The organism is Lysinibacillus sp. NPDC093197 (assembly GCF_044754025.1).
Lineage (GTDB): Bacteria > Bacillota > Bacilli > Bacillales_A > Planococcaceae > Lysinibacillus.
On the sequence record NZ_JBIVOH010000003.1, the window covers coordinates 79723 to 94909 of the forward strand.

Genomic DNA, 15187 nt, shown 5'->3' on the forward strand with positions numbered 1-15187 from the left:
AAGAGGGACATACCCTCTCTTCATTCTTTATTACAGCCCTAATTCCTTTATATGCTCTTGTAAAATACGATAGTTATAAACTAAATCTTGTTGTTCCAGTGATAGTGAACTATATAGTTTTTGTGCAGCAATCACTTTCTTTTCAAATGTCTTTGCATCAGGATCTAGTTCTGCAATAGCATCTACTACTTTGAGAACTGCAGCTATATCTTTTTCAGCATTTTTCAACTTATCATAGTTGATAACCTGTCCTCTTACTTTGGAGTCTAGTGCCTTATATGCTGCTACTGCGTTCGCTACATCTTGGATATACGTGCTTGATGTTGGAGAAAGACTAGCGATAAGCTCCACAACTTTTTTCACTTCGCTCATGTTTTTCTCTGCTTCTAGTAAGATTGAATAATTCGATACTCTTTGTTTATCTGTTGTATTTAAACTATCGTAATCTTTACGTACTGACTCAATCATACCAAAGTACATTTTATCGCTTGGTTTTAAAGCCGCAATACTCTTGTACACTTTAATGACATTATCTAATGACAGAAGCAACTGCTCATTATAAACGTATTTGCGTTGTGTAGCGTTTAAATTATCATACGCCTTTAAAATCTTTTGATATTGACTGTCCATATTTTTCGATGTCATCAGCTTATCAATCTCATTGATAACGCTAATAACTGGCTTAATAATTTTTTCTTGATCTTGTAATGCTTTATAATTTTCGACTGCCATTTGTTGCTCTTTAGGTAATGCATTATAGGCTGCACGAATTTCCTCAATGCGTTTTACATATTGATGTGGCTCAATATATGGTAATTCCTCAATCATACGTTGAACATTCCCTGCACCTAAAATACTTGTTTCAGCAGCTTGTAACTGCTTATAGTTTGTAACATACTGCTGCATGTCCTTACTTAGTGCATCATATAATGCGCGGGCTTGTACAGTATCATTATGGAATGTTTTACTCGAAGCTTTTAGCTTGCCAATTAATTCTATAACCTTTGCTAACGGTTCGTAGCTTTGTAGCGTTGCCATATTGCTGACATACGCCTTTTGGTCTTTTGTCAATTTTTCATACGCTTTTTGTGCTGCATTGACTTTACTAACAAAGCTATTTGAGCTTGGGTCTAAGTTATCTATTTGCACCATAACGTTTAAAATTGGTTTTACTTGTTTTTCACGATCCGTTAATAACTTTACGTTTGAGACAAGCTTTTTTTGTCCTGTTGTTAATTTGTCATAAGCAACACGGGCATTCATTAATTTCGTTAAATAATTTTCTTCTCCAGGAACTGCCGCATCGATTAAAGCAATGACTGTACTCGCAGAAGTTAGCTCTGTTTCTGCTGTCACAAGCTTTTCATAGTTGATGATTGCTTGCTGTTTTTCTTGAGGCAGTGCGTCATAATTTGCACGAGCAGTTTTTAAATCGTTTAAAAATGTTTTACTCGTTGGCTTCAATGTTTCTATTAAGCCAATTAAAGATGCAACATCTTCAACAGCTGTTAACTGTTCATAGTTTGTCACACGCTTTTGGGATGCTGTATCTAATGCATTAAAAGCTTTACGAGCTGCTACTACCTTTTTCGTATAGTCTTTATTCGTTGGATTTAAAGCAGCGATTAAATTAATAACTTTCACAACATTGGCATTGTTTTTCTCGTACGTTGTTAATGTTTTATATTGCGTCACTAATTTTTTCGCATTTTTGTCCATGGCTTTATATTCTGCAGACAACTCCACTACTTTTGCGACAAATGTAGCATCTGATTCATTAGCTAACGCTATTACTTTATCATCAAACTGTTGAGCTGTAGTGATGTAACTTTCTGCTGTTAATAGAGCTGGATAGTTCGTTACTAATTTTTGTGCTTCAGGTGATAGTTTATTATATTCTGCTTTCAAGGCTGCAACGGTTTCTTTGAAATCTTTTCGTGAAGTATTTAAAGCCAATATAGGATCGATGAGGCTCATCGCATCTACTTGGTCTTTTAATTTATTAGCTTTATAGCTTTTTACGAACTCACGCTTTGATGTATCCAATTTTAAATATGCTGTGTTAGCTGCCTTTGCCTTTTTTGTATAATCCTTCGCTGCTGGATCTAGTTTTTCAACAAGCGTGATGACATTTAACACTGCTTTATTTGAACTTTCCCAGCTCGTTAACTCTGCCAAATTGTTAACGATTTTTTTAACACTAGCTGCATCGATTTTTTGACCATCGGGTGCTACAGGCGTATTATAGGCTGCACGTGCTTCTTCGATTTTCGTGATTACATCTGGCGCTGTAGCAATGTCAGAAATAAGTGTTTCAATTACTTTTGCAGCTGCAATATTAGCTTCAGCCAATTGTAAATCAGTCACATTTTTCACAAAATCTTTTTTAGTTAGCTGATCGTATTCCGCTTTTGCCGCCGTTACTGAAGTACGATACGCATCCGTGTTGGAAATACGTAACGCAGTAATTTGCTTGGAAACATTAACTGCTGCTTGATATGGCTGAAGGTCATTGTAATTTGATACTAAGCGCTTTGTATCTGCATCCTTTAAATTATTGTATGCTGTTTCTATCGCTGTTACAGCACTAATAAAGCTTGCAGCCGTTGGGAAATCTTCTGGTTTTTTTGCTATCAGTTGCGTAATACTTGCGACAATCTTATCTGCTGATGATAAGTTCGTTAACACATCTGTATATTTTTTATATGGCGTAGCTGTTGTATTGTTTGGATTATAGGCAGTAATAATTTTCTTTTGATCAGCAGTCAGTGTGCTGTAACTTGTCGTTACTTCAGTTGCTGCTTCAGCGATTTGAGTAGAAGTTGATGACGTATTTTCTAGTACGCTAACAAAAGCATCTAATTTAGCAGTTGTTACTTTCGCCGCAGTTGCATCGTCATTCATTTTTACAAGCTTTGCGATATCTGCACCGTTCTTTTTAAAATAATTGTTACGCTCGGACTCGTCATAGCCATATTGTAGAGAGGTACCACGAACAGCCGATACAATGCCCTTTGCATCCTCAGCTTCTAATGCTGTATTCACGGCGTCCTTAAAATCTTGTTGAACAGCAAGATAGGAATTGGCATTTGAATCTGATCCTAAAAATGTTTCATAGTCTTTCTGAACTTTTGCAACATCCGCTATAAATGTTTTACTTGTATAAGATAATGCATTGATACTTTTACCAATATCAGTTAATTTCTTAACGAACTCTCGTTGTGCAACTACATAATCATACTTCGCTTCAATAAATGCTCGTTCATTTTCATTGAAATCAGTAGTGCTTAATACTTTTACATCTCCGTCTGCAATGACCATGTCATTTGCTGTTGATGTTTCTGAAAGCTTACCGAATTGTTCAATTGTTTTACTTCTCGAATCAGTTGCAGCTACGGTATTCACATAAGCTATTTGCTCAGTTTGTGATCCTGTTTGTGGTTGTGCTTCTTGCGCATTTGCAAGTGCAGTCGGTGTTAATAAAAGGCTTGTTAGGACACCCACTTTTAAAGGTTTCTTCAACTTGCTCATCCTTTCTTATTACGTTATATAGGAACATAGATATGTATCATTTATCGCGAATCTACTATCTTAAGTATCGGTATTTGTAACTTGATTTCAAGCTAATCTAGTAAACTCACGTACTTCCTTTACTAACTTACAGATAATTGCTATTTTTAGATAGAATAGACTTTTTAAAGGAAGTTATTGTTAGGATACTATATAATTGTATTAGACGCATTTATCCCGCATCGATTATATGGAATTGAGCCTAATGAAAGTCCCACCATATCGAGAAAATTCCTTAAAAAAACTAGCATTTATACTATGTCATTTACCAGTAACTAGGTGTATACTACATCTTTAATATTTAATTTACTAGAAAGGGAGCTAGATATGTTTTATCACTACAAGTTTTGGCATAGCTTAACGCACCCCACGAACTTTACACAGGCTATTGAGTCAGGAGAAATAAGGGGCTATAAAAAACGATCATTCACGGTTTTCATACTCTTTTTGCTCCTTTTTGTGATACGCGAGTTTTGGGGTATGGGCACTGAAAACTTAACATCTTTATTTGCAATGAATCACCAGGATGAATACTATACAGCCCGTTTGCTATCAATGGTCGGAGCCATTGTCTGGGGAATCATTTATTTTTGCTTCCACTATTATGGCGTTACATATATATTACATCTATTAACGGACATTCCTTACAAATGGATTCAAAAAGTGCAGTTATACGTGGTAGCATTTTTGCTTATTGAAAAGGCCATTTTATTTGCAGTGTTCTATGCAGTTGGCTATTCTACATCGTTCTCCTTCTTTTCACTTGCCCCTGTTATACAGCAAGTATTGGATAAGGATGTTGTGTTATTCATTATTAATCAGTTAACGGTAACTACTGTGCTGACGATTATTGTGCACTTTACTTTCCTTTCAAAATGGGAGGAAGCGTCAGATCGTAAAGTACTATTAGCAAAAATTATCGTACTCCAGGTAATAATGGCTGTTATTGTTGGAATGATTAGCGTGTTACCACTACAAGAATGGATTACAAGGGGGTTAGGATGATGCGTATTATTAAATCCAGACCTTGGACAAGCCTTAGTATCATCGTGATAGCGCTATTAGTTGGCGTGAATGCCTTCTTCGTTTTCAAGGATAATAGTAAAGTAGCGCGTTCCTATTTTGTTGATGAATTTCAACGAGCTACCGCTGGTGACCGTGTAGAAACGGTGAAAAAGGATGCAATTGTTGCGCCAGCAGAAACGTATACAATTTCTGCAGATGCAAAAACTTTATCAGCTGTAAACGTAAAGCGTGGGCAGGATATTAAAGCAACCGATCTTCTAGCTACCTATAAAACTGAGGAAGTCGACGATGAATTAACGAAGTTAGAAGCTGAACGGGATGCATATGAAACCGAATTGAGTGATTTAGAATCTGCTTTATCACAAGTAGAATCTGAATTCGGAGACAAAACGAATCCGAAAAGTTCAATCAATACAGACCAAATTAGTGATAAATTAAATGTCACAGTTAAATTAGAATTAGGCCAACAAAATTCACCATCAACAGCTGTCGCTATTTTAAACCGTCATATTGCGGAAGCGACACGTCAAATTTCCGTAATGGATGCTCAAATTGCACAAATCCAAGCACGGCAAGGAGTAATTAGCCCTGTTGATGGCGTTATTTCCAACATTATCGAAGAAGCTGGTACGGTGACATTTGAAATTTATTCAACTGAAAAAGCATTGCTTGCTTACTTATCGGAGGATGAATGGCAAAAGGTTTTAGCGGGACAAACGGTAAATTTTGATTTACAACATTTTAAAGATGATTTATCTGGTGTAGTACTTGAAAAACAGATGATCGCAACAAATCATGACTCTACATGGGCAAATGAATTAGCAAAATCGGCGAAACTGCCGAAACCAACTAATTATGAAGTAACGTTACAGCAGGACGATGTGTTAGAAAATATTCCATTTTCAACAGTCGGTCAAGCTTCAATTGTTGTTAACGAATCGCTCGATGCTTATAAAGTAAAGTCTTCTTGGGTTAAAAAAGCAAAAGGTGCCAAGAGCGTATATATTATCGATGAAAACGGAAAAATCCGCCTTGAAGATATTGACGTTGACTTTTCAACTGCAAATTCAACGATTTTCACAAGTTACTTCGATGAAGGCACACCGATTTTAGCTAATGAACAACGCAACATTTTAGCACGCTCCTTCTGCTCAATGCCTGTTAAAAAAATAGAATGGCAAAACTTCAAAGAAATTGGCTGGAAAGACTACGTCAAATACATTATTTTCTAAAACAAAATTAAGGAAGCTAGCCAGACCTAGCTTCAACCTAAAAAGGTAACAAGAGGTGTTCACTCTTGTTACCTTTTTTGTCGCTTGAAGTGTCCACGAGAAGTGCCAGGCACTCAAACAATTTACTATATTAAATCCACGTAGACTCCTGCGGGAACAGCACAAGTTGTAAGCATCAACAAACGAACGACAGTGAAGGTTGCGGCTTACACTGTGCCCGCGGAAAGCCTAATGGAAAGTATCTATACGAAGTGCCAGGCACTCAAACAATTTTGCGACTCCTACGCACTTCTTATTTTGTAGCATTGTATTGTAGTGCTAGTTCTTTATATTCTTGAGCTTTTTGATATTGTCCTAATCGCTCATAACAGACAGCTAATTGAACATACGGTAGCCAAGTCCAAGCTGCATGGTCGATTAAATTTCCTTGCTTCGGTTGGTTTTTTACTATTATTGCTTGCTCATACCAATAGATAGCTTGATCATATTGCTCATCTACTAAAAACCTTGCACCTAAGCGACAACAACATTCTGGACGAGGCAGGCTATATGACAATGTTTTAAATAAATATTGCAATTGTTTATCAGGAGCATGTAGCATTTCATAACATTCCGCTACCTTCAAGCAAGCTGCTATTTCATCTTCTATCCAACCTTGTTTTGTTAATAAAAATTGATTATATTTTTCTACCGCTTCTTCGTACATGGCGTGATCTTTTAATTCATTTCCATAGTAAAATAAATCACGCGCCGAAAATTCCATTCCCTGCTCTTCTCTTTGTTTATAGATTTTTATATTTCGGTCTGTATATGCTTTCTCTTTACGATGAGTAATCGCTATATTACGCTGTATTATATTGCCATGAACAGATAAGTATTCATGGACTGCTCCAACCCAAGTAAAATTGCACGAACGTTTTACTAGTCTGTTTCTTTTAAGGCTGTATGTCGGCTCCCCATTATGATTGAATGCTAAATGATAATCCATCATTACACTGTCCACTTCTTTAGAGCTTAGTTCTTTTGTTAAGCTCGAAAAATGTAGTCTTTCGCTTTCCTGTAAAATATCATCTGCATCTAACCATAAAATATAGTCTTTTGTTGCTTTGCTAAATGAAAAATTACGTGCTTTTGAAAAGTCGTCTATCCATTCAAAATCATAAATATTATTTGTGTATTGCCTTGCGATTTCTTTCGTTTTATCTGATGAACCAGTATCTACAATGATGATTTCATCAACAAGTCCTTGAACGGAAGATAAACAACGTGCTAAAACTTGTTCTTCATTTTTGACTATCATACATAAGCTAACTGTTGCTTTTTCCTTTTTTTCAGTGAGGATTTCATTATTAAATTTTTGTGCACCTAGTAAGTCGGAATCTCGATAAATATGAAATGCAGGAAAACGTGTATCTACAAATAACTGTAAATCCAATGCAGCTGCTCTTATGCAAAAATGTCGATCTTCGCCCCAAAAAGATAAGTTCTTCATCTGTTTAAAACGAACGCCTTTTAAAAGTGCTTTTCGACTTATTAATGTGCATGCACCCAACCCGCCCACTTCATATACCCCTGGTACTTTTAATTGCTTTATGAAAGCAGCAGTTCTATTTGCGATCTCTATTGGTTCCAATTTTTCTCCATTTTTTATTTCATATAATGTGTATTCATCCATCATCCAAACTTGAGGTAATGCTTCTATATCCTTTTGCCATTCGGTCCAGAAAACATTTGAAATGATGTCTTTTTGTTCATTCCATAAATTTTGTAGTGTATTCGGATACAGCATTAAATCTGAGTCGATAAGGAATAATCCATCATAGTTGAATTCAATAGCATGCTCTATAATAGAGTCTTTCATTTTTGCCACTTTTTCTATTAATGAATCTGTCCAATAATGTGTTTTATCATCTTTCATATAAATATCATTTTGTTGATCATTTTTAATAATTTTTACACGCTCGTTTTTTGATTGAAATGACGCTAAAAGTTCTGTCGATTGTTTATCGTCATTATCATCTATAAATAAAAAATCCACTACAAGTTCATCTTGATTTAACGATTGCAGTGAAGTTAAAAAATACGCCAAAATATATGGTTTTTGTCGCACAGGGCTGGCAATTAAAATATGAGGTTTCATGTAATCCTCCTTCATTAGATCCTTTAGGAAAACATAATGCTAACAATTTATTTTGTACTAAAGTGAATTAGGAACAATGGTCATAGTTATATCATTATTCATATTTCACTTGATTTGTTACAGTAATGAAGGTTTTACGTGGGCATGAAATCAGAAAAGCCCTCTTATATGATGCAAAAGTCAACGACAATTGACTTATTATCACATAAGAGAGCTCCATTTACCTAGGGTAACGGCGATTTTCTGGATTTAATCGGCGATTTCAAAGGTTCTATCGGCGATTCACCATAGTCTATCGGCGATTCCAGTTGTTTTATCGGCGGTTTCCGGCAGTCTATCGGCGGTTCACCATGAATTTTCCATATCTTGTTGCGTTGCTAGCTCGTAGTACATAGATGCTATACCACTTACTTCGTACATCATGCCGTGTACGTAAAGTTTCTCACCATTTGTGCCGTTTAGGCGAATGGCAAAAAGGGCCTCTCCTTTTCCAACTCTTTTAATTGTTACACCATCTGCTGAATTTTCAACCTCAACAATTTTGTGATCAATCGTTGCTCCTGTATATTGCTCGATGTTAACATCCTTAACCGTAAAGCCTATTTCACTTGTTGGAATGAATTCGCTACTTATTTCAACAGCTGCAGAAGTATACATATCAAAACCATCCGTTTCAGCACGAATGCCGACGCGTACAGATTGACCTTTACCATCAGATAATGTCGCAATATAATCTCCTGCCTGCAGTAGCCTTAACTCGTAATTGCCGCCTTTCGGAATGCTTTCTTCCTCCCAACCATCAAAATTAAATGGTTGATACACATAGACTTTATCACTTACCTCATAACCGTTTGCAGTTGTTAGCTGAATGTGAGCCGGATTAAAACCTAACTCTTCCTCAAAAAGGAGTGCTACACCAGGTGTTATTTCATCCGTTTGCTGGCAATTGAGCTGGAGTTTGCCGTCTACTTCTGTAACAACAATCTTATATTTTTGTGTCTCGACGACCTCATAGTTTTCTTCCTTATCCATATTGTAACCAATTAACACGAAGTAGCCCGAGCCTTCTCGCAATGCCTCTACTGTTACACCATTCGTTGTTTGGTGAATTTTGAAAAATTCATGCTCACCATCAGTCGCAATATTGTCATAAGAGTAGGCATCAAGTTGACTTGCACCAAGTTCGCTTGCAGAAAATTTCTGTAAAACTCGATTCGCTTGCATCGCCTCTATGCGTTGAATAAACAATGCGAGCTGCGAACGCTTCACTGTTTCTTTTAAACCAAATGTAGTCGCTGTAATCCCCTTTGTAATGTTTTGTTCAAACAAAGGTCCAATTGCATAATACGCATCGGAGTATTTCACAACATCTGTAAATGGCAGTGTCCAATCTTCTGCATTATTGACTAATTGGTAGGCAGACGTTAACATACTCGCTAACTGTTCGCGAGTAATAGCTTGATTCACACCGAAGCTACCGTTCGCAAAGCCCGACGTAATTCCTTCATTAGCTAAAGCAGCAATTGCGCCATAGTATTCATCACTTTGCTGAACATCCGTAAAGTGTGGATCTATCACGTTTTGCGTATCTAACGCTAATAAGTTAGCTAAAATTTTCGCAACTTGTCCACGCGTAACATCAGCAAATGGCTTGAATGTACCATCTGAATATCCATTGATAATACCTCTTGCTGCTAAATCTTTTACCGCTGCTCCATATTCTTTCGACAGATCAACATCGCTAAAACCTTCTGCTGCCTGCGCTGTCGGTACCACGACAATGGCACTTGTTGCTAATGCCGCAACGATTGCTCCTTGAAATAAACTGTTACGCTTCATCCGCTCATCCCCCTAAACATTTTATCTATCATACTTGATAATACGTGGAGGTAATAGTAAAAGTTTCATATTCTTCTATAGTTATGTATTTTGATGCTGTACTTACTATAAATAGCAATACCCCAATGCTAGAGGTATTGCTTCATTTACAGGGATTTCTCTCCATCAAAAAAGCCTTGTGACCATGATGAAACAAAAAGTTTCATCTAATCACAAGGCTAGTTACTAGTAAACTAGTTTATAGCTTTACGCTATTTATTAAGATGCAGCAACGATTGTTACTTTTAATTCTTTTGTTGCGTTACCAACTTTAATTTTTAAAGTTACTTTAGCTTCTTTAACATCTGCATTTAATGTAGCTGTTGCAGCTGCAGTACCGTTACCAGAAATTTTAACATCTGTTACTTTTTCAGGTACGATTGTAACTGTTTCTGCTACAAGTGCAGAAATTGCTTTGTTACCATATTGGTCAACAGTTGCAACGTTTACTACTACTGGTGCATCACCTGTAGATTTTAAGTTTGCTACAGTTGAACCAGATACTAATGTAGCTTCTGTAATAGCTTTAGCAGCGTTGTAATCAGCTAAATTAACTGATGCAGCAGATGCTGTGAAGAAGAAATCTTGTGTTTTTTCAGCGTCAGCAGAAACAACGAATTTTTGTTCTAACACTTGACCAGTTGCATTAATTGTTACTTTTAATGTGAATTCTGTGTCAATTTTGTTAGCTGGTGTTGCTGAATCAGTGTTTAAAGCTGTATCAGCAATGTTTACTTTACCAGTAGTTACATCTTGAGGTGCAGCTAATTTACCGCCAGTTACTGTTGCAGTATATTCGTTCGCTTCAAGAGCAACTTTACCACCGTTTAGTAAACCGTTAATAGTGATGTTTTTGTCTGTTGCTACTTTAGTTTTACCAATTTCAGCAATTTCATAACCGTTGTATTCAGTACCATCAGTAACTTGTACTTTTACTTCAACAGCAGAATCAATTGTGCCATTTGGAGTTGTAAGTGCCACATTTAATGTTGCAGTTCCGTTTTTAAGAGCTGTTACTTGATTACCACTTACAGAAACTACGTCAGAAGTTCCAACTAATGTAACTGTTACAGGTTCAGCAGAGTTTTTCATTTCACGACCATATTGGTCTTCGATGATTAAGTGATCTTTAGCTGTAATTGTTACTGGAGCTTGAGCAGTTGAAAGTACTAAAGGAGTTTTAAGTCCACGAACTACAGTTGGAACTGCTTTAGCTTTAACATCTACAGTAATAGTAGCAACTTTGTAAGTTGAAGTTTGGAATACTAATGCTTGTGTTCCAGCAGTGTTGAATGTAGTTTTGTAGTAAACTTGACCATCTTTCACTTCAAGAGCTGATTCAGCAACTGTAGTACCGCCAACTTTAATACCTTTGTTAGCATCAGCTAATACTTTTTTGTTAGTGATTACGTTGCCTTCTTTATCAGTAACTGTTAATGGGATTAATGTAGATTCTTCAGCAACAGCGATTTCTGGTTGAGAAACAGAGATTGCATTAGTTGTAGAAGTTTCTGCAACTTTAACAGTATATTTAGCTGTTTGACCGTTAGTTGTTGAAATTAATAACACATCAGTGTCGCCAGCTTTTAAGATTGAAGATAATGCAACTACTAATTTATCTTTATCGCCAATTTTCACTTTAGAAACAGTGTTAGCAATTGTTAAGTTTGTAGTGTTTGTGTTTGTGATAACTAAACCTGTTGCTTTAGCAGCATCAGTAATTTCTTTACCATATTGATCTTTAAGGTTTAATACGATATAAGCATCAGAAGCTTTAGAAGAATCATTTAAAGCTACTTCTTCACCTTTAGCGTTATAAACACCAGCTACTTCAATAGAAGAAACTGTAGATTCAGCAGATAATTTTACAGTTTTAGAAACTGAAGTACCTGTAGCAGCATCGAATAATACTACTGGTACGATATCACCGATTTTTTTACCTTCTACAACAGCACCTGATAATTTAATTACACCTTTAGCTGAATCAGCAACAACAGTTGTATTAGCATTATCATTTGTTTTTAAAGAAGTTGTTTTTGTAATATCTGTACCATATTGGTCTTTAACTACATAACCAACAGTTGCAGTTGTACCAGCATCGAAAGTGCCGTCAGCTTTAACTGCTTTGTCAACTACAGCTACTTCGTCTAAAACTTCAATTGAAGTTACTTTTTGAGCTTCGATTTTAACTGTGCTAGTTAATACATTTTCAGTTAAACCAGCAATGTTTACAGTGTAATCAGCTGCTTGGAAGTTTGTAGCTCCTACTAATTGAACTGATTTTTTGTCTTCAGACCAAACTAGAGTTACGTTTTGTTTGAAAGTACCACGTAGTAATTCAACTTTAGCTTTAGTAGTATCTTCTACTGCTTTGTTGAATTGTACTTCGATTGTTTTAGCGTTAACAGCTTTTACTGATTCTAATTTAACTTCAGTTACTTCATATGTAACTACAGCTGAATAAGTTTTACCGTCAATTTCGAACTCTACTTTAGTTTCTTTGTTTTCTACAAGTGGAGTTTCTAATTTTACAGTGTGTTTAGTGTCATCAGAAAGAGTTACTTCTAATGTAGTTGCGTCAACAACTTTAGCTTCTTTAACAGTTAAAACTGCTTCACCAACGTTTGTGATTGTACGGTGTAAGAATGATGCGAATTGACCACGAGTTAAAGAGTTTTTAGGGTTGAACGCTTTAACGTTTGTAAGTCCAGCATATTCTAAAGCGATAATTGCTTCACGGTTTTCTGTAGCTGTAGTTTTGTCTAAATCTGTGATAGCAGATTTGAAGTCAGATTCTTTGTAATCTGCTACTAAATCTACACCATAAACAGTGTTGATAGCACGTACTAATACTACTGCCATTTGTTCACGGTTCATGTTGTTTGTGTACATTAATTGGTTGTTAGAACCTTTGAATACGCCTGCATCTTTAACAAGTGCTGCATATTGTAGTAATTCTTGGTCTGGAGCTGAAGTTGGAAGGTCAGTGAAACGAGCTTCTGTTTTGTAATCAGCTGGAATTTCATATTTTTCAGAAACTAACCATTTACCTAAGAATTTTGCTACGTTACCGCGTGTTACCACTGCGTTCGGTTTGAATGTACCGTCAGTGTAACCTCCTACGATTTTAGCGTCCGCTAATGCTAAGATAGCGTCCTTGTGATCACTTGTTTCAATATCAGAAAAGCTTGCTGCGCTTGCTACTGGTACGATTGCTGATGCTACTAGAGCTGCTGATGCTGCGCCGACAACCCATTTGCTATATTTTTGTTTCATGTCTAAAAACCTCCTAGATAAATTAGCCACTTTTATGACTACGATTCTATTATAAGAGAAGTAGAACATACATATCTATGTGAAATATCTGGAATGAAAGATGTGGTAACAGTAATACATCATTGGTTATACATACATATTTTAGTTTTTTATATAGTGTTTTACCATCCAACAATTAGTAGACAAGCGTTGCTTTTATGCGGAAAATATACCATTTTACCCATGGGTATCGAGACTTTTTCCCTTCCATATATTTTTAGCTAAGACAATTTTCTCACTTAAAGGAATAGTGAACAAATCATGAATTTACGTTACAATAATATAGGTAATTTATTCATTAATTCCCTTGGAAAATTGGATTAAGATTTTATGGAAACCAGAATCTAGCGATAGTCACTATATTCTATTAAGAAATAATGGGCTTCAATCAGCGGTATGACTGGGTTTACAAGCAATTTACTTAGGGGCTATCGGGGGCTCCCACAGTTCTATTTGCGACTCACTTGGGGCTATCGTCGATTCACGACTTTCTTTTAGCGATTCTGCTCACGGTACCGGCATCTTCAAGGTTTTAACAGCGACCTCGGCAATTCGCTAAGTTCTATCATTTACAGAGATGGGGATTTGACAGAAATGGTATTTAGTAGTCTTATTTTTTTATATGTCTTTTTGCCATTAGTAATTATTGTGTACTTCATCTCTCCGAAGATGCTATGCAATACGATTTTACTGTTGGCTAGTTTGTTCTTTTACGCTTGGGGTGAACCGAAATATGTGCTTTTAATGATGCTGTCTATCGTACTCAACTATGTGCTAGGCATTGTCATCGAAAATACAGTTTCACAGTCTAAGAGAAAAACACTCCTTTGGTTAGTCATTGTTAGTAATTTAGCCATCTTAGGCTATTACAAATACGCTGGCTTTTTCGTGGACATTGTTAACAATTATTTGGCACAGCCAATTGAATGGCAGGCTGTTCCACTGCCAATCGGCATTTCATTTTACACGTTCCAAGCACTTAGCTATGTTATCGATGTTTATCGCAAGGACGTAAAGGCACAACGCAACTTTTTGGATTTATCACTTTTCATTACATTATTTCCACAGCTCGTTGCAGGCCCTATCGTTCGCTATCAATCGGTAGCTGAGCAAATAAAAAAACGTATCTCTACAGCAGACGATTGGATGATTGGGACGCGTCGCTTTGTACAAGGCTTAGCGAAAAAGGTACTTATCGCAAATCCAATGGGTGAAGTAGCCGATCACGTATTTAGCTTATCTGGTGGGGACTTAACAACTGGTACTGCATGGATTGGAATTTTAGCGTACTCCCTACAAATCTACTTCGACTTCTCAGGCTATAGTGATATGGCAATTGGGTTAGCACGTATTTTTGGCTTTAAATTTGAAGAGAACTTTAACTATCCATATATAGCTCAATCTGTTACAGACTTCTGGCGTCGCTGGCACATCTCACTCAGCAGTTGGTTTAGAGACTATGTCTACTTCCCACTTGGTGGAAGTCGCGTTAGCCACGAATGGAAGTTATATCGTAATTTACTTGTTGTCTGGACACTAACTGGTTTTTGGCATGGTGCAAGCTGGACCTTTATGGCATGGGGCTTTTACTACGGGATATTAATTTGCTTGGAAAAATGGGTATTGTTGAAATGGTTGGAACGTATTCCACGTGTAGTCCGACATATGTATATTCTTATTATTGTCATGATTGGCTGGGTTTTCTTTAGAGCGAATGACTTTACATATGCATTTGCATTTATCAAAACATTATTTGGGTTATCAGACGCAGCATTGTATAACTATGAAACGATTTTACTGACGAAGGATTATGCTATTTACTTTGTTATCGCTATTATATTTGCAATGCCAATCTATAAACTTTATCAAGATTGGAGCGAACAAAAAGCTACCGCTTCCCTATCATTTGACTGGGGGCTACGCATTACGCAAACAATTTACTATGGCGCTCTTTTGTTATTTATCACGATGTTTTTAGTAAACGCAACACATAATCCATTCATTTACTTTAGATTTTAGGTGGGAC

7 protein-coding genes are annotated in these 15187 nt (G+C 36.5%); 3 read left to right on the plus strand and 4 right to left on the minus strand.

The annotated features are described in order from the left end of the window. Positions 1-30: 30 nt before the first annotated feature. Positions 31-3522 carry a hypothetical protein gene (locus ACIP9G_RS10495; protein ID WP_401019172.1) on the minus strand — a complete coding sequence of 1164 codons (3492 nt, stop codon included), beginning with the start codon at positions 3520-3522 and terminating at the stop codon, positions 31-33. A gap of 528 nt (positions 3523-4050) precedes the next feature. On the opposite strand from ACIP9G_RS10495, the gene ACIP9G_RS10500 reads away from it, so the two are divergent. Beyond that, entirely contained in the window at positions 4051-4575 is a 525-nt protein-coding gene (locus ACIP9G_RS10500) for a hypothetical protein (protein ID WP_401019173.1), read from the plus strand. Next, the gene (locus ACIP9G_RS10505) at positions 4572-5828 is read left to right on the plus strand and encodes an efflux RND transporter periplasmic adaptor subunit (RefSeq protein WP_340820936.1); all 1257 of its coding nucleotides are present in this window, start codon (positions 4572-4574) and stop codon (positions 5826-5828) included. Before ACIP9G_RS10500 ends, ACIP9G_RS10505 begins: the two co-directional genes overlap by 4 nt. Positions 5829-6120: 292 nt before the next feature. Here ACIP9G_RS10505 and ACIP9G_RS10510 read toward each other — a convergent pair whose 3' ends face one another. The 3 genes from ACIP9G_RS10510 to ACIP9G_RS10520 form a co-directional block, all read right to left on the minus strand. Beyond that, positions 6121-7968: a tetratricopeptide repeat-containing glycosyltransferase family 2 protein gene (locus ACIP9G_RS10510; RefSeq protein WP_401019175.1), complete on the minus strand. Its 1848-nt coding sequence runs from the start codon at positions 7966-7968 to the stop codon at positions 6121-6123. A 345-nt stretch (positions 7969-8313) separates the two neighbouring features. Then, positions 8314-9807, minus strand: coding sequence for an S-layer homology domain-containing protein (locus ACIP9G_RS10515; protein ID WP_401019177.1), 1494 nt, complete (start codon positions 9805-9807; stop codon positions 8314-8316). 258 nt (positions 9808-10065) lie between these two features. Beyond that, complete coding sequence (locus ACIP9G_RS10520) at positions 10066-13122, minus strand: S-layer homology domain-containing protein (RefSeq protein ID WP_401019178.1); 3057 nt, start codon at positions 13120-13122, stop codon at positions 10066-10068. A 633-nt stretch (positions 13123-13755) separates the two neighbouring features. Between ACIP9G_RS10520 and ACIP9G_RS10525 the strand changes: the two genes are divergently transcribed. After that, a complete protein-coding gene (locus ACIP9G_RS10525; protein ID WP_401019637.1) occupies positions 13756-15180 on the plus strand; it encodes an MBOAT family O-acyltransferase in 1425 nt (474 codons plus the stop codon). Positions 15181-15187: the final 7 nt, after the last annotated feature.